We start from the raw sequence: 15643 nt of genomic DNA, 5'->3' as shown, positions 1-15643 counted from the left end.
GGTGGGGCGGGGGCCGTTCGGATCGGCCCGCCCGACCGGAGGGCTGAAGGGGGGGTCAGCAGCCGCAGGAGCGGCGGATGAGGAGGCGGGAGGGGAACTGGCGCATCCGGTCGCCGTCGGTGAGGCGGGGGGTGTCGTTCAGCACCAGGTCGACCGCCGCCATGGCCATGGCCTCCCGGTCGGAGCCGACCGTGGTCAGCGGCGGGTCGGTGAGGCCGGCCTCCTTCACGTTGTCGAAGCCGATCACGGCCAGTTCGCCGGGTACGTCGATGCCCAACTCCCGTGCGGCGCGCAGCAGTCCGATGGCCTGGTCGTCGGTGGAGCAGAACACGGCCGTGGGGCGGTCGGGGGCACTGAGCAGGTCGAGGGCGAGGAGGTAGGTGTCGTAGCGGTTGTAGGGGGCCTTCACCATCTGGCCCTCGGTCTCCAGGCCGGCGTCCTCCATGGCCCGTCGCCAGCCCTGTACGTGGTAGGTCACCGGGTCGCCGGACTCGGGGGTGCTGTCGAGGCCGCCCAGGCAGACCACGGTGCGGTGGCCGTGGTCCAGCAGGTGGCGGGTGGCGGTCTCGGCTCCGCCGACGTCGTCGATCATCACGGCGACCTCGTCGATGGCCTCGGGCTTGCGGTGGACCAGCACCACCCTGGCGTCCCAGGCCTCGATCTCGGCGGCGGCGTGCTCGCTGGGGCCCTGGCTGATGAGGATCAGCCCGGAGACCCGCATCCCGAGGAAGGCGCGGAGGTAGTGGACCTCGCGTTCGTCGAGGTAGTCGGAGTTGCCGACCAGGACCATCTTGCCGCGTTCGGCGGCGGCCTGTTCCACCGCGTGCGCCATCTCGGCGAAGAAGGGTTGTCGGGCGTCGGGGACGATCAGCCCTATCAGGTCGGTACGTCGCGAGGCCATCGCCTGGGCCACCCGGTCGGGGCGGTACCCCAGCTCCTGGATGGCGGCCAGCACCCGTTCCTTGGTGGCGGCTGCCACCGGCCTCGGACCGTTGTTGATCACATAGCTGACGACCGCGGTCGAGGTTCCCGCCAGCCGTGCCACATCGTCCCGCGTCACCTTGGCCACGCCGGGAGTCTACGCGGGGGGACCGGAACCGTGTTCCCCGGTTGTCCGAATCCGTACTCCTCTCCCGTGATCCGTCCCTGAGGCCCAGGTCGTACGGTTTTGGATCATGGTGCCCCCGGGCAACCCCCGGCCTCGGGAGGCGGGTTCAGCGGGCGGAGACCGAGATCCACACCGGCCGGTGGTCGGAGTGCAGCCGCTTCATACAGCCCTGCCGGTGCAGCCGGGTCCTCTTCGGGTCGTAGGCGAACCCGTCGATACGTCCGCCCCGGGCGCTGGTGCCGCTGGCGCAGGGGGTGCCCTTCAGCCAGTTGGTGGTCATCGCCATGCCCCGGTTCACCGGGACCGGGCTCCAGGCCTCGCGCCGTACGTCCAGGGGGTGGTTCCAGTCGCCCCCGGCGACGGGGTGGCGGCCGTGGGAGCGCAGGTCGCGGACCAGTGCGCGGTAGTTGCCGTTCATGGTGCGGTACAGCTTCCGCATCGCCGGGTCCTTGCTGGAGTCGGGGGGATAGTGCAGCCCGATCACCGTGTGGAGCTGGCCGTCGACGCGGTCCTTGAGGGTGACCCACAGCAGGTGGCGGCTGTAGTCGGGGCCCTTGAAGGCGGGTCGGGTGCCGGAGCCGACCTTGCTGAAGCGGGCGGTGTTCCAGGCGACGGCGGAGGCGCCCTTGGCCCCCTTGGGCTGGAGGACCTTCCAGGTGCCGGACTTGGTGCGCTCCTTGAGGAGCCGGTTCACGTTGCGCTTGCGTACCTCCTGGAGGACCAGGACGTCGGCCTTGGACCCGAGTACGTGCTTCAGCTGGGCGCCGGCCTTCTTGGCGGACAGCCCGAACGGCACGTTGGCGGTGACCAGGCGCACCTGCGGGGCGGCGGCCCGCTCCCGCACCGGGTGCTCCTCGCCGGCGGTGGCGCTGCTCTGGTGCAGGGCGAGGCCGGTGACCACGGCGGCGGCCGACAGCAGGGCCGTCATCCGGGAGGTGTGCCGTCTGCGTGCCCGATGCCTACCGCGCGCCCGCGCCATCTGGTCCCCCGAGTGCCCTCGCGTACGGCCTTCCGGCCCTTGCCGTCCCCGCAAGCTAGCAACGGAAGATCCCGCTGCCCATGGTCCGGGACAGCGGGATTACCGAAACCTGCTCGAAACCGTTCGAAACCGGTCAGTTGGCGCCGGCCTCACGCGCGGCCTTGCGGGTGACCTGTTCGGCGGCGTCGGTGACCGCCCTGGCGTCCGCCTCCGCGCGCCGGGCCTCGGCGCTCCTCTCCGGCTTCTCCGGGGAGACGAAGCGGTAACCGACGTTCCGTACGGTGCCGATCAGCGACTCGTGCTCCGGCCCCAGCTTGGCCCGCAGCCGCCGCACATGGACGTCCACGGTGCGGGTGCCGCCGAAGTAGTCGTAGCCCCACACCTCCTGGAGCAGCTGGGCCCGGGTGAAGACCCGGCCGGGGTGCTGGGCGAGGTACTTCAGCAGCTCGAACTCCTTGAAGGTCAGGTCGAGCACCCGGCCCTTCAACTTGGCGCTGTAGGTGGCCTCGTCGACCGACAGGTCGCCGTTGCGGATCTCCTGGGGACCCTCGTCGGCGGAGCCCTGCTGGCGTCCGGTGGCCAGCCGCAGCCGGGCCTCCAGCTCGGCCGGGCCGGCGGACTCCAGGATCACGTCGTCCACCCCCCAGTCGGCGGTGACGGCGGCGAGCCCGCCCTCGGTGACGATCAGCACCAGGGGGCAGCCGGGGCCGGTGGAGCGCAGCAGCTGGCACAGCGCCCGCACCTGCGGCAGGTCACGTCGGCCGTCGACGAGGATCACGTCGGCCCCGGGGGTGTCCACCAGGGCGGGCCCCTCGGCGGGGGCGACCCGTACGTTGTGCAGCAGCAGGCCCAGGGCGGGCAGCACCTCGGTGGACGGCTGGAGGGCGTTGGTCAACAGGAGCAGGGAACTCATCGGACGTCCCCCCTCACCCGGTGCGCCCGTCCCGTCGCCGGGGAGTGGTCGCGGGTGTGTGGATCGTCGATCTGCGTCGTTCGCTTGCCCATGACGTTGAGTCCTTCCGGTCCCCGGAATCGGGAGTGGGGACGATGGCGGCACTGCTTCGTACGGCACTTCGCTGGGGACGACGATGGCCCCGAAAGCACAAAAGGACCCGGGGGCGACGCTGCCCGGATCCCGCTTGCCCAGCAGGGTATCCCAGGTGGGGGCAAGATCGGAATGCGAGGTGTCTCACCCGGGGATCCACCTGGACACGGACGGTAGTCAAGGATGGCGGTACGAAGTGGGGCCATCCGGGCTCTCCGGGCATCCCACGCCGATACGGAGCTTCCGCCCCGTTTGCCGCCACGGGGCGGGGGACCGAACGCCGGGGCGGCCCCGGCCACCGGCGAGGGTCCATGATGGGGGCCGACACCGTCCGAAGGGGAACCGAACATGGCCAGCGGCACCATCCGCTACTGGGCCGCCGCCAAGGCCGCCGCCGCACGCGCGGAGGAGCCGTACCAGGCGGCCACCCTCGCCGAGGCACTACGGGCGGCACGTGAACGGCACGGCGGGCGCCCGGAGTTCGGCCGGGTGCTGGACCGGTGCTCCTTCCTGGTGGACGGCTCCCCGGTGGGCACCCGCGACCACGCCTCGGTGGAGCTGACCGAGGGCGGCACCGTCGAGGTGCTGCCCCCCTTCGCCGGGGGCGCCCGGTGAGCCAGCCACCACCCCGGCCGGGCTCGCCCGGTCACCGCCCGCCCAGCCCGCAGCCCGAAGGAACGGAACCGCCCCCAGTGAGCCCCACGCCCCTGCCACCCGAGCGCCCGCAGACCGCCCAGCCGCCCGCCGACCCGGGCCCGCGCCGGGACGGTGACCCGCTGATCGCTCCGGGGGCGCAGCCCGCCGCGCTGACCGTCGTCCTGGCCGGACTGCTGGCCCTGGGGGCGGTGGTGGGCCGCCCGGCGCTGGTGGTCCCGGTGGTGCTGCTCCAGGCCCTGACCTCGGCCGGCTGGTTCCGGCTCAACGGGATGTGGCCGGCGCGGCAGGGCATCGCCCTGGCCTTCGCCGGCGGACTGGCCGTGGACGTCGGGCTGTTGGCGGTGGACGGCGACCGGCGACCGGTCGTCCTGCTGGGGCTGCTGGGCTGCTGGTTCCTGCTGGTGCTGGTGCTCCAACTGCGCAACCACTCCGGCCCCGAGGAGCGCCTCTACGCGCTCACCGCCCTGGTGACGGCCACCGCGCTGTCGGTGGCCGCCGGGGGGCTGCTGGCCGCCGAGGCCCGGGTGGTGTGGGTGGGCGCGGTGGCGGTGGCCGCCGCGACACTGGTGCGCTCGCTGCCGCTGCCCGAGCCGGTGGCCGTGGTCCTGTCGGTACTGGCCGCCACCGGGGCCGGCCTGGGGGTGGGCTCGCTGGACGACTGGCTGGGAGGTGCCGCCGCGCTGTCCGCGCTGGTCGGGGTGGCGGCCGTGGTGGGCCTGCGGGTGGCCAGCTACGACTGGCCCTCCCGGTTCGTCCACTTCACCGCCGGGGTGGCGCTGCCGCTGACCCTGGGTGGGGTGGCCGCTCAGCTGGCCGGGAACTGGCTGGCCTGACCGGGCCGGGAACTGGCTCGCCTGGTCGACACGTCTCCTGGGTGGACGCGGCCGTGGGAGGCCCGGCCCGTGGGGTCGGGGTCCGCCCGGGCTCCCGGGGTACGGCGGGTCCGGGTCGGCCGGGTTCGCGTAGGCTCGCGAGCCCGTGCCGGTGTTCGACGTAGGCAACCGCTCCTGGGGGGAACCGACCGCTATGCGCGCTGTGTGGACACTCGTCGTCGTACTGGCGGTGCTCGCCGGACTGGCCGTGGTCGCCGACCGCGTCGCGGTGGGGATCGCCGAGGACCGGGTGGCCAAGGAGATCAAGCGGAGCTGGAAGCTCAGCGGGGACGCCGAGGTCGACATCAAGGGCTTCCCCTTCCTGACCCAGGTCGCCTCGGACCGGCTGGACGAGGTGGAGACCACCCTGCACGGGATGAGCGCCCGGGCCGGCGAGCGGGACCTGAGACTGAGCGAGCTGGACGCGACCTTCCACTCGGTGCGGATCAGCGGGGACTACTCCTCGGCCACCGCCGAACGGGCCACCGGCAGCGCCACGTTCAGCTACGCCGACCTGTCGAAGGCCGCCGAGGACGGGGTGCGGGTGGAGTACCCGGGCGCCGAGCGGGCCCGGGAGAACCAGGTGAGGGTCGTGGTGTCCCTCAGCTTGCTGGGCCGGTCGGTGGAGCGCAGCGTCTACAGCGAGGTCAGCGTCACCGGGGAGAACACCGTGCGGTTCCGCGCCGACAAGGTGCCCGGTGGCTCGATCCCGGGGCTGGAGCAGGCGGTGCGGTCCCGGACCGACACCAGCCGGAAGCTCAGCGGGCTGCCGAAGGGGCTGGAGCTGTCGGACCCGAAGGTGACGAAGGACGGGGTACGGGTGGCCGGTTCGGGGCGGGACATCAGCCTGTCCCAGTGACCGGCTCCGCCCGGCACCGCCGTCCCACGCACTGAGACCACGGGGTCCGCACCCCAGAAGAACGGGGCGCCGAAAGGGTCCCCGGCCGACTCCGACCCCGCCTCGCGACCCCACCCGTCCCGTACCGCAGACACTCTTGTCTCATCATGCGGATTCGCCATGACAGCCGGGGGGCCGGCTCCTTACGATCGACCACATGGCGCGACAAGCGGAACTCACCAAGCGACGGGCAGTGGACCTCTGCCGCGTCGCCGCCATGCTCTGTCGCTCCGTCGTCTGACGGCCGAAGGGCAACGGCAGACGAACTGAGCCGCCGCACGCGGATCGCCCCGGTCAAGTGCCGTCATCTCCCCGCCGCACAGCGCCGTGCGCCCAGCCGGGCGCCCCGACGCCCTGCTCGTACAGCGCACCCGCAACGCCCGTACAGCGCACGCACGGCGCCACCCGCGAGCGCCCCCGCAAGCGCCCCCACAAGCGCAGCAGTCCGCATCAGCAGCAGCACAGCCTCAGAGGAGAACCGCATGAGCCGTAGTGACGTCCTGGTGGACGCCGACTGGGTACAGGACCACCTGGACGACCCCAAGGTCGTTCTGGTCGAGGTGGACGAGGACACCTCGGCGTACGACAAGAACCACATCAGGAACGCCATCCGCATCGACTGGAAGCAGGACCTCCAGGACCCGGTGCGCCGTGACTTCGTGGACCAGGAGGGCTTCGAGAAGCTGCTGTCCGAGAAGGGCGTCGCCAACGACGACACGGTGGTCCTCTACGGCGGCAACAACAACTGGTTCGCGGCCTACGCCTACTGGTACTTCAAGCTCTACGGCCACCAGGACGTCCGGCTGCTGGACGGCGGGCGCAAGAAGTGGGAGCTGGACTCCCGCGACCTGGCGACCGAGGTGCCGCAGCGTCCGCGTACCGAGTACCGCGCCAAGCCCCAGGACACCTCCATCCGGGCCTACCGCGACGACGTGGTCTCCGCCATCGGCGACCTCAACCTGGTGGACGTGCGCTCCCCCGACGAGTTCAGCGGCAAGCTGCTCGCGCCCGCGCACCTGCCTCAGGAGCAGTCGCAGCGGCCCGGCCACGTGCCCACGGCCCGCAACATCCCCTGGTCCAAGTCCGCCAACGACGACGGCACCTTCAAGTCCGACGAGGAGCTGAAGGAGCTGTACGAGAACGAGGGCGTGGACCTGGGCAAGGACACCATCGCCTACTGCCGTATCGGCGAGCGCTCGGCCCACACCTGGTTCGTGCTGCACGAGCTGCTGGGCCAGTCCAGCGTGAAGAACTACGACGGCTCGTGGACCGAGTACGGCTCCCTGATCGGCGTGCCGATCGAGCTGGGCGCCAACTCCTGACCGGACCGTCAGCCGACCGAACCGACAGATCCACCGACCGACACCGACCGCGTACGCGAAGACCCGTAAAGGAAGCAGCATGTGCGGAGCACAGGCAGGCGGCCCGGACGCCTCCACCATCAAGCCCGGTGAGACCACCATCCAGGGCTCGGTGACCCGTGACGGCGAGCCGGTGACCGGCTACGTGCGCCTGCTCGACAGCAGTGGCGAGTTCACGGCGGAGGTCCCGACCTCCGCCACCGGACAGTTCCGCTTCTACGCGGCCGAGGGCACCTGGACCCTGCGGGCCCTGGTACCCGGCGCCACGGCGGACCGTACCGTCGTCGCCGAACAGGGCGGTCTCGCGGAGGTCGCCATCGCGGTGTGACCCGGCGCGGGCGCGGTGACCCCAGGGTCCGCGCCCGTTCCCCGGCACCACGCACCACGAACACAGGGGCCGCGCCCCCGGGTTGGACAGCTCGGGTGGGGGCGCGGCCCCTGCGCGTGCGCTCGGCCCGGGCACCCGCCCGAGGCGCTCCGCGCTCAGGAGAGACCTCAGTAGACGAGGGCCTGTACGCCGTCCTCCATCACCTCCTGGACGAACATCTGCGCCCCGGCGATCCGCACCCCCTCCAGTACGTCGTCCTCGGTGATGTCCCTGCGGGCCGCGCACTGGGTGCACAGGGTGATCCGGCCGGCCGCCAGGACGCCGTCCAACAGGTCGGGCAGCGGCGCCGCGTGCGGCAGCTCGAACTCGGCCGCCCGCCCCGGCAGGGCGAACCAGGAGGACTCCCCGGTCAGCCACACCGACACCTCCACCCCGCTGGCGGCGGCCACCGCCGCCACCGTGAACGCCTGCGCGCAGCGCTCCGGGGAGTCCGTGCCCGCCGTCACCTTGACCACCAGCTTCTTCTTCGTCGCCATGGACGCGAGCCTACGCACTCCCCCGGTGGTCGCCGCCCGTCCCCTGGGCCGTACCCCGGGCGGCACACCTCACGGCGCGGGTCGTTCCGGGGCCGACTAGACTCGGCGGCGGTCCCCTACGCAGTCCGCTCAAGGAGAGCCCCGTGATCGAGGCAGTGTTCACCGCACTCATGGTCCTGGTGTCCGTCGGCACCCTGGCCTTCGCCGTACTCGCAGTGAGCAAGCTCTACCAGGGCCAGCGCTGAGCACCCGGCTTCCCGACCCCTCGCGCACCCCGTCCGCGAGCCCCCGGCCCGACTTCCCCCGAGCGACTGAGTTCCCATGATCGAGATTCCGTCCGACCTTCACCCCGACCTGGTCCCCCTGGCCTTCCTGATCGGCAACTGGCAGGGCGCCGGGGTGGCCGACTTCCCCGGCACCGAGAAGTGCAACTTCGGCCAGGAGGTCAGCTTCACCCACGACGGCCGCGACTTCCTGGAGTACCGCTCGCACAGCTGGGTGCTGGACGAGGAGGGCAAGCGCGCACGCCCCCTGGAGTCCGAGACCGGCTACTGGCGGATCGGTGAGAACCGCCGCATGGAGGTCGTGACCGTACGCGACCAGGGCGTGGTCGAGGTCTGGCACGGCGAACTGGCCGAGCAGAAGCCCCAGATCGACCTGGCCACCGACGCCATGGCCCGCATCCCCTCCTCCGGCCCCTACTCCGGCGGCAAGCGGCTGTACGGCTACGTCAACGGCGACCTGATGTGGGTGGGCGAGAAGGCCACCCCCGAGGTGGAGCTGCGGCCCTACATGTCCGCCCACCTCAAGCGGGTGGTCGACCCCCGCGAGTGGATCCACGAGGTCAAGGACCTGCCCGACGACGGCATCGCCTTCTTCAAGTAACCCCGCCCCCGGGCCGGTCGGACCCGCCCGGACGGTGACGCCCGCCCTGCCGAGGGGCGGGCGTCGTGCGTGCGCGCCCGTACGCCCGTACCCACCCGCCGAAAACCCGGTTGCCCCGGGCCGCCGTTCTCCGGTGGGCTGACCCGCGAACGCGGGAGCCCTCCCGCGAGGAACGGGAGGACACGTGACCGAGCGAGGCGGAACACCCCGGCGGATACGGGAGGTGGCCGTCGCCGACCCGGAGGCCGGCCCCTACGGCGTCACGGCCGGCCCGGACGGCGCGCTGTGGGTCACCCTCACCCACCGGGGCGCCCTGGCCCGGGTCACGGTGGACGGCCGGGTGACCGAGTACCCCCTCAGCCCGTCCGACTGCCGGCCGGCCCTGGTCACCACCGGGCCCGACGGCGCCCTGTGGTTCACCCGCTCCCTGGACCACCGGGTGGGGCGGATGACGGTCGAGGGTGAGACCACGAGTTTCCCGGTACCCACGCCGGGCGCCGGCCCGTTCGGCATCACCTCCGGCCCCGACGGTGCCCTGTGGTACGCGGCGATGAACGCCGACCTCGTCGGACGGGTCACCGTCGACGGGGAGTTCGAGGAGTTCCCGCTGCCGGTGGAGGGCGGTTTCCCCTCGGTGATCACCGCCGGCCCGGACGGCGCGCTGTGGTTCACCCTCAACCAGGGCAACGCCGTCGGGCGGATCACCACCACCGGCGAGGTCCGGCTGCACCCCCTGCCCACCGAGGACGCCGCCCCGGTCGGCATCACCTCCGACGGGGAACACCTGTGGTTCGTGGAGATCGGCGCGGGACAGATCGGCCGCGTCTCGGTGGACGGCCGGATCGAGGAGTTCCCCCTCCCCGACCGTACGGCCCGCCCCCACGCCATCGTCGCCTCCGCCCCAGGTCAGTGCTGGTTCACCGAGTGGGGCGCCAACCGGATCGGCCACATCGACGCCGACGGCCACGTCACCGGCCACCCCTTGCCCACCCCCGCCTCCGAACCGCACGGCATCGCCCTCGGCCCCGACGGTGCCCTCTGGGCCGCCCAGGAGACCGGCACCCTGGCCCGGTTGGCGCCCTGACCCGGGGGCTCTTCGCGCGGTGTCGGGGGCGGGTGGCCGGACACCGGCGCGAGCGGTGGGCAGACCGGGGCCGGCACCGTGGCCTCGCGCCGGGACGCCCGGACCGCGGCCAAGGGGCCCGGCCCGGCCCCGTACCTCACCATGACCACGGTCGCCCTGGCGCCCTGGCGTCAGGAGAAAGCCCCCGAGATCGTGAAAGGCCAAGCCGGATTCCACGGTTCCGCCATGGGGATTTTCCGCACGCCCTGGTCGGGCGGAACGAGCCAGTGACCTCCGTGGCCGGGGGAGAACTCCCGGTGGGCGGGGTGACCACGGTCCATGGACCCCTGGTACGGCGCCCGGACGGCCGGCACGGGGCACTGACCCACCCGTTGACTCGTCCCTTTTCCGCACCGTCCAATACGGTCCAACGCCCGCATGTCGTCGGCTACAGGGGGAGCGCATGGACGAGGGATCGAGCAGGCGCGGGAGCGGCCGGAAGCGTGTTCTGACCCGCCGTCACGGAGCGGTGGTGGTCGCGGCGGTCACCGCCCTGGCGATCGGCGCGGGCATCAACGCGGCCAACGGTTCGGCCGTACCGTCCTCACCGGGCGGGAAACCGGGCGGGAAGGGAAAGGACGGCCAGGCGCTGTCGACCAGGGCCGAGGAGTCCAGCTTCCCGCTGGCGGACCCCGACACCGTACGCGCCAAGAACGGCAAGTACGTCACCTACGGCACCACGGTTCCGGCCGGCCGGGGCAAGCGGTGCGACGGCGCCAAGGGCAAGCTCAACGTGCCGGTCATGGTGCACGGTTCGGGCAACTCGGTCGGCATGACCAACTGCGCCTCGGACGACGCCCTGCCGGGCGGCCCGGGCAAGTGGGCGAGTTCGACCAGCAGCATCTGGGCGCCGGGCGTGGTCCACTTCGGCGGCCAGTACCTGATGTTCTACACGGCCAGCCGCAAGGGGACGAAGCAGAAGTGCATCGGCCGGGCGGTGTCCAGCACCACACGCGGGCCGTTCCGCAGCGTCGGCGTCTGGGCCTGCCCGCCGGCCGGTCGATGGGCCATCGACGCCAACCCCTTCGTTAGCGGCAAGTCCCTGTACGTGACCTACCGGGACGACGCCATCGCCTCCGGTGCCGAGACCGGCATCTCCACCGTGCGCACGGACAAGAAGGGCCGGGCCGTGTGGAAGACCCGCCGTGACGTCCTCAAGAGCACGGACATCAAGTGGGACAGCAAGAAGAACCCGGGTCGCCCGCACATCGTGGAGAACCCGGCGATGTGGCGGGCCTCCAACGGGCGCTGGTACCTGATGTTCTCCGGCAACCGGTGGGACAGCCCCCGGTACTCCACCGGCATCGCCACCTGCGGCAAGTCCCCGCTGCCCGCGTCACGTTGCAAGCCGGCCCGTCAGGGCGCCAAGCGCCCCTACTTCGGCTTCACCGGCAGCACCGGGCTCAACCCGTACCGGGGCCTGCCGAAGAACCACAAGGGCGCCGCCGGCATCGACGTCTTCACCGCCGCCGACGGCAGCCACCGGGTGGTGTGGCACTGGTGGGACGGCAAGCTGCGCCGTCCCATGACGGGAGTCCTCAAGCGCACGTCCAGCGGATACAAGATCAGCTAGCCGCGTCGCCCCGGGGCAGGACGACAGCAGGGGGCCCAGGCCGGACACGTCCGGCCTGGGCCCCGCTCCCCCCGGAGGAACCGACCGGGACGTCAACGGCGTCCGGGCCGGTTCCTCTCCCCCCGTCTCACCCGGCCCCGAGCGGGGCCGGTGCGGTCTCGCGCCCCCGGATGTGGCGCCCGAGGGCCCGGACCAGGACCAGTTCCAGACCGAGGGTGACCAGCCCGATCGCCGCGCTGACCAGCGAGGCGGGCATCATGAACACCGTGTGGGAGACGAGGACGCCCCCGATCAGCCACATCCGGTGGCTGTGGGACCAGTTGGCCGCGCTCCGCCAGCGCAGCACCACCCAGCCGAAGGGGATCGCGGTCATCGCCGCCGCGACCAGTCGGAACTGCGGTGACATCGCGTCGCCGAACAGCAGGTCCGATCCCAGACCGAGCGGCAGCAACGTGGTGAGGAAGGCCATGGTCAGGTACATCGACACGAAGCCGACCACCCCGGGACGGGGAGCCTGGCGATCCTGTCGCACCCCCACCGGCGACCTGCGGCGTGGCAGTACCCGCAGGGCCACCCAGCCCAGCAGCGCGATCAGCACCAGGTAGCCGACGGTCCACCCCCAGGGGGTGTGGTAACCGGGGTCCTCGGTGGCCGAGACGACGGCCCGCAGCCCGAGGACGCCGACCACCGCCAGGGCCCCGGTCACGACCAGACCGCCGGTACGCAGGTAGCTCCTGCCGCGCAGGGCGGGGAAGAGCAGGTCGGCGATCATGACCGGCAACAGCACGCTGAGCACCAGGTGTACGCCGATCTGGGATTCCCAGTAGCTCCAGTTGACGCCGAGGGAGCGGAGCCCCCAGTCGGCGGCGCCGTACATGTCCGGGCTGTTCAGTGCCTGGAGCCCGAGTCCGTCCTCGGCCACCTGGTAGGCCACGCCGAGCACGACCAGGCCGGGCCATCCGGTGCCCGCCCGGACGACCAGTTCCCGTACCAGCAGTACGCCCGCGCCGTACATCACCAGCAGCAGGGGGAGCAGTACCCAGGTGGAGGGGACGGCGACGGCGGTGAACGTCAACTCCGCGCACAGGGTCGTCAGCAGGACCAGGGCCCAGGCGGCGCGCAGCCGGTGGTGCGCGACCCGGGAGGTCCCCGGACGCGGGCGCGTGGCGGTGGGGGGTTGGGGGTTCATGGGAGGGTGCTTTCCGTCCGTGCTCACCGCTGGTCGTGGGCGTCGACCAGCGCCTGGATGTCGATCCTGGTCATGGCGTGCAGGGCGTTCAGGACGCGTTCGGCCGCCTCCGGGGCGCTCTCCCGGACCAGTTCCTTGAGGTTGCCGGGCAGGATCTGCCAGGTCACGCCGAACCGGTCGACCAGGGAGCCGCCCGGCCCCTCCTTGCCCCCGTCGGTCAGGCCCTCCCAGAGCCGGTCCAGTTCCCGCTGGGTGTCGCACTCCACGTACAGGGAGACGCCCGGGGTCAGGGGGTACCGCGGTCCGCCGTTGTAGGCGACCAGCCGCTGGTCGCCCAGGGTGAACTCGACGGTGGTGACGCGGCCTTCGGGGTCCCGCTGGACGTCGCGGATCTCGGAGTCGTCGAACAGCGCCGTGTAGTGGGCCGCCAGTGCCTCGGCCTGGCCGTCGAGCCACAGAAAGGTGCTGGTACGCATGGTGTTCTCCCTTACGGATGGTGGGTGTGGTGAGGTGTCGGGCCGGCGTAGTCGTCGAGGGTGACGGTGTCGGCCACCTTCTCCAGCCCTCGGCCGACGAGACGTCTGGGCAGGTGCGGCAGGACGCGTACCGACTGGTTGCGCAGCCACATCTGTACGGAGGAGTCCGGCATCAGGCCGCCGTCGCCGGAGGTACGGGCGAACTCCTGCGCCCGGTGGGCGAATTCGCGCATCCCGGACTCGTAGGCGGCGTGGGCCACCCGGTGGTCGCCGCCGGCCCGGAACAGTTCGCCGGCGAGGACGTAGGCGCCGACCAGGGCGAGGCTGGTGCCGATACCGGACATGGGTGAGGCGCAGTAGGCGGCGTCCCCCACCAGTACGGTCCGGCCGGTCGACCAGCGGTCGAGGTGGACCTGCTCGACCCGGTCGAAGTAGAAGTCGTCCGCGTCCCAGATCCTCTCCAGCAGCCCCGGGACCTCCCAGCCGGAGTTCTCGAAACGGCTGGCGACCTCGCGCTTCTGCGCCAGCACGTCGCCCCGGTCGAAGCGGAGCCCAGGCGCGCGGAAGAAGAAGCCGGCGAGCGCCCTGCCCGGGTCGGCCAGCGGCCGGAGCGCCGCCGTCCTCCCCGACCTGCCCTGCCGACCGGGGACGGTGTACATCAACTGCCAGCCGTCCAGGTCGGCTTCCCAGTCCAGGGAGAACAGGGCGATGAAGGAGTCGAGGTCACGGACGTAGCGGTCCTCCGGGCCGAAGGTCAGCCGTCGTACGGCCGACCGCACCCCGTCCGCGCCCACCAGCAGGTCGAACCGCCGGGGCGCGCCCCGCTCGAACGCGACGGTGACCCCGTCCTCGTCCTGATCGACCTCGGTGACGGCGTTGTCGAAGACGTACTCGACGTCCTCGCGGACCGCCTCGTAGAGGACCCGGGCCAGGTCGGTACGCAGGAGGGTCCACTCGGCGACGGGGCCGCCCGAGGGCCCGAAGGTGTCGAGGCCCATGCGCGCCACGTGCCTGCTGGTGGCGTCGACGAAGGCCATGCCCCGGGCACTGGTGCGCGCGGCCCGGACCTCCGCGACCAGCCCCATGCGTTCGATCACCTGGCGCGCGGTGCCACGGATGTCGACCGCGTGGCCTCCGGTACGGGGCGCGGGCGCGCGTTCCACCACCGTCGGCCGGAACCCGTACCGGCGTAGCCAGTACGCCAGGGTCGCCCCGGCGATACCACCCCCCGACACCAGGATGTCCCGATTCTCCATACGTCCGTCCGTCCTTCACCTACGTCGATACGCCGTCTCCCGGCGTCACTGCTCGTACAACGTATGGACTCAACTGGACGGTTGAACAGGGGAATCAAGGGCATAGTGCACTAGTTCTCCCAGCACAGTGCACTAGTTCACTGCCATCTGACATGCTGACCTCCCAACCCAGGCCAGCGGAGGGGAACCGTGCCGTCAGCGCAGAACACCGAGCCGCCCTACCGCGTGATCGCGGCCGAGATCCGGTCCCGGATCGCCAGCGGCGAACTCCGCCCCGGTGACCGGGTCCCGTCCATCCGGGCCATCTCCCAGCGGTGGGGGGTGGCCATCGCGACCGCGACCAAGGTGACGGCCGTCCTGCGCGCGGAGGGGCTCGTGGAGGCCCGGGTCGGCTCCGGCACCGTGGTCAGCCCCCGGGCCGGCGGCGAACGGACCTCCCCGGCCCACCGCACCGCCACGGGAGCCCGCGCGGCCGGGCCCCCGGACCAGGAGGCGCTACGGCCGCACGTCCTGCGCACCGCCGTCGAACTCGCCGACACCGAAGGGCTCCCGGCACTGACCATGCGCCGACTGGCGGCCGAACTCGACCTGGGGCCGATGTCCCTGTACCGGTACGTCACCGGCAAGGACGACCTGTTGGCGCAGATGGCCGACCTGGTCTTCGGCGACGTCACCCTGCCCGAGGACGGTCCACGGGGGTGGCGCGCCAAGCTCGAACTGGTCGCCCGTCAGCACTGGCGGCTCACCCGGCGGCACCTGTGGTTGCCGCACGTCATCTCGTTCACCCGCCCCGTACTGGCCCCCACCATGCTGGCGCACACCGAGTGGACGCTGCGGGCCCTGGACGGGCTCGACCTCCCCATGGACGTCCGCCTCCAGGAGGCGCTCACCCTGCACGCGTTCGTCGTCACCATCGGGCTGTCCAAGGCCGACGAGGCCCGGGCCGAGCGCGACACCGGACTGTCCCTGAACCGCTGGTCGGACTCCCAGCGCCCCCAGCGCCGGCAACTCCTCGCCAGCGGACGGTTCCCCCTGTTGGCGGCCCTTTCCGACGACGCCGCCCCCGACCTGGACGCCCTGTTCGAGTACGGCCTCGCCCGCCACCTCGACGGCTTCGCCGTCCTGGTCGGCGACCGGACCCAGGAGGCCAACGACCCGACGTAGGCGGGCCGTTGGGCGGCCCCGGCACACTCCCGCCGGGCGCCACCCGTCGTCCGTACAAGGGCGGGACCCCTCTTGCTGTGGCCGCTCGCTCGCCTCCCGCTCGCCTGTCCATGAGCGCTCGGGCCGTGCGGTACGACGAACCCGCGCTCTCGCGGGGGAACTTCCCGACCTTCCCGTCGTGGCCCGAGAGCCG

The 15643-nt window shown here is 72.1% G+C and carries 17 protein-coding genes; 10 read left to right on the top strand and 7 right to left on the bottom strand.

The genetic code is table 11. The features are described 5' to 3' along the window. Nucleotides 1–55: 55 nt before the first annotated feature. From ABZT14_RS14150 to ABZT14_RS14140, 3 genes are all read right to left on the bottom strand, one after another. A complete protein-coding gene (locus tag ABZT14_RS14150; RefSeq protein ID WP_356301156.1) occupies nt 56–1069 on the bottom strand; it encodes a LacI family DNA-binding transcriptional regulator in 1014 nt (337 codons plus the stop codon). A 145-nt stretch (nt 1070–1214) separates the two neighbouring features. Then, nucleotides 1215–2036 carry an endonuclease/exonuclease/phosphatase family protein gene (locus tag ABZT14_RS14145; RefSeq protein ID WP_356301153.1) on the bottom strand — a complete coding sequence of 274 codons (822 nt, stop codon included), beginning with the start codon at nt 2034–2036 and terminating at the stop codon, nt 1215–1217. Between the two features lie 184 nt (nt 2037–2220). Then, complete coding sequence (locus ABZT14_RS14140; protein WP_356301150.1) at nt 2221–3000, bottom strand: response regulator transcription factor; 780 nt, start codon at nt 2998–3000, stop codon at nt 2221–2223. 480 nt (nt 3001–3480) lie between these two features. Here ABZT14_RS14140 and ABZT14_RS14135 point away from each other — a divergent pair, with 480 nt between their 5' ends. The 6 genes from ABZT14_RS14135 (at nt 3481) to ABZT14_RS14110 (ending at nt 7248) form a co-directional block, all read left to right on the top strand. Further along, nucleotides 3481–3747 (top strand): MoaD/ThiS family protein, encoded by a 267-nt coding sequence (locus ABZT14_RS14135; RefSeq protein WP_356301147.1) that lies wholly within the window; start codon nt 3481–3483, stop codon nt 3745–3747. A gap of 77 nt (nt 3748–3824) precedes the next feature. After that, entirely contained in the window at nt 3825–4622 is a 798-nt protein-coding gene (locus ABZT14_RS14130) for a hypothetical protein (RefSeq protein ID WP_356301144.1), read from the top strand. Between the two features lie 193 nt (nt 4623–4815). Next, nucleotides 4816–5520: a DUF2993 domain-containing protein gene (locus tag ABZT14_RS14125; protein WP_356301141.1), complete on the top strand. Its 705-nt coding sequence runs from the start codon at nt 4816–4818 to the stop codon at nt 5518–5520. Between the two features lie 196 nt (nt 5521–5716). After that, a complete protein-coding gene (locus ABZT14_RS14120) occupies nt 5717–5800 on the top strand; it encodes a putative leader peptide (protein ID WP_356301276.1) in 84 nt (27 codons plus the stop codon). Nucleotides 5801–6041: 241 nt separating this feature from the next. Then, nucleotides 6042–6881, top strand: a complete 840-nt coding sequence (locus ABZT14_RS14115; protein WP_356301138.1) for a sulfurtransferase — start codon at nt 6042–6044, stop codon at nt 6879–6881. Between the two features lie 79 nt (nt 6882–6960). Beyond that, the gene (locus ABZT14_RS14110; protein ID WP_356301135.1) at nt 6961–7248 is read left to right on the top strand and encodes a DUF1416 domain-containing protein; all 288 of its coding nucleotides are present in this window, start codon (nt 6961–6963) and stop codon (nt 7246–7248) included. Nucleotides 7249–7415: 167 nt separating this feature from the next. Here the strand turns inward: ABZT14_RS14110 and ABZT14_RS14105 are convergent, their stop codons facing one another. Continuing rightward, complete coding sequence (locus ABZT14_RS14105; RefSeq protein ID WP_356301132.1) at nt 7416–7784, bottom strand: DsrE family protein; 369 nt, start codon at nt 7782–7784, stop codon at nt 7416–7418. A gap of 321 nt (nt 7785–8105) precedes the next feature. Between ABZT14_RS14105 and ABZT14_RS14100 the strand changes: the two genes are divergently transcribed. The 3 genes from ABZT14_RS14100 to ABZT14_RS14090 all read left to right on the top strand — a co-directional run bounded on the left by ABZT14_RS14100 (nt 8106) and on the right by ABZT14_RS14090 (nt 11365). Continuing rightward, a complete protein-coding gene (locus tag ABZT14_RS14100) occupies nt 8106–8669 on the top strand; it encodes an FABP family protein (RefSeq protein ID WP_356301130.1) in 564 nt (187 codons plus the stop codon). Nucleotides 8670–8853: 184 nt separating this feature from the next. Further along, nucleotides 8854–9753 (top strand): virginiamycin B lyase, encoded by a 900-nt coding sequence (locus tag ABZT14_RS14095; RefSeq protein WP_356301127.1) that lies wholly within the window; start codon nt 8854–8856, stop codon nt 9751–9753. A gap of 442 nt (nt 9754–10195) precedes the next feature. After that, nucleotides 10196–11365, top strand: coding sequence for a family 43 glycosylhydrolase (locus ABZT14_RS14090; protein ID WP_356301124.1), 1170 nt, complete (start codon nt 10196–10198; stop codon nt 11363–11365). Between the two features lie 127 nt (nt 11366–11492). Here the strand turns inward: ABZT14_RS14090 and ABZT14_RS14085 are convergent, their stop codons facing one another. Genes ABZT14_RS14085 through ABZT14_RS14075 form a run of 3 tightly spaced genes read right to left on the bottom strand, consistent with a single transcriptional unit; the run spans nt 11493 to nt 14286 of the window. Further along, entirely contained in the window at nt 11493–12554 is a 1062-nt protein-coding gene (locus ABZT14_RS14085) for a hypothetical protein (RefSeq protein ID WP_356301121.1), read from the bottom strand. A 23-nt stretch (nt 12555–12577) separates the two neighbouring features. Then, nucleotides 12578–13030 carry a VOC family protein gene (locus ABZT14_RS14080; protein WP_356301118.1) on the bottom strand — a complete coding sequence of 151 codons (453 nt, stop codon included), beginning with the start codon at nt 13028–13030 and terminating at the stop codon, nt 12578–12580. A gap of 11 nt (nt 13031–13041) precedes the next feature. Next, a complete protein-coding gene (locus ABZT14_RS14075; protein WP_356301115.1) occupies nt 13042–14286 on the bottom strand; it encodes an FAD-dependent monooxygenase in 1245 nt (414 codons plus the stop codon). Nucleotides 14287–14475: 189 nt separating this feature from the next. Here ABZT14_RS14075 and ABZT14_RS14070 point away from each other — a divergent pair, with 189 nt between their 5' ends. Then, entirely contained in the window at nt 14476–15450 is a 975-nt protein-coding gene (locus ABZT14_RS14070) for a TetR/AcrR family transcriptional regulator C-terminal domain-containing protein (RefSeq protein ID WP_356301112.1), read from the top strand. The last annotated feature ends 193 nt before the right edge of the window (nt 15451–15643 follow it).

Origin of the sequence: Streptomyces sp. NPDC005438 (assembly GCF_040606315.1) — a bacterium.
Taxonomy (GTDB): domain Bacteria; phylum Actinomycetota; class Actinomycetes; order Streptomycetales; family Streptomycetaceae; genus Streptomyces.
Note: the sequence above shows the minus strand (reverse complement) of the source record. Positions and strands in the feature narration are given on the sequence as shown.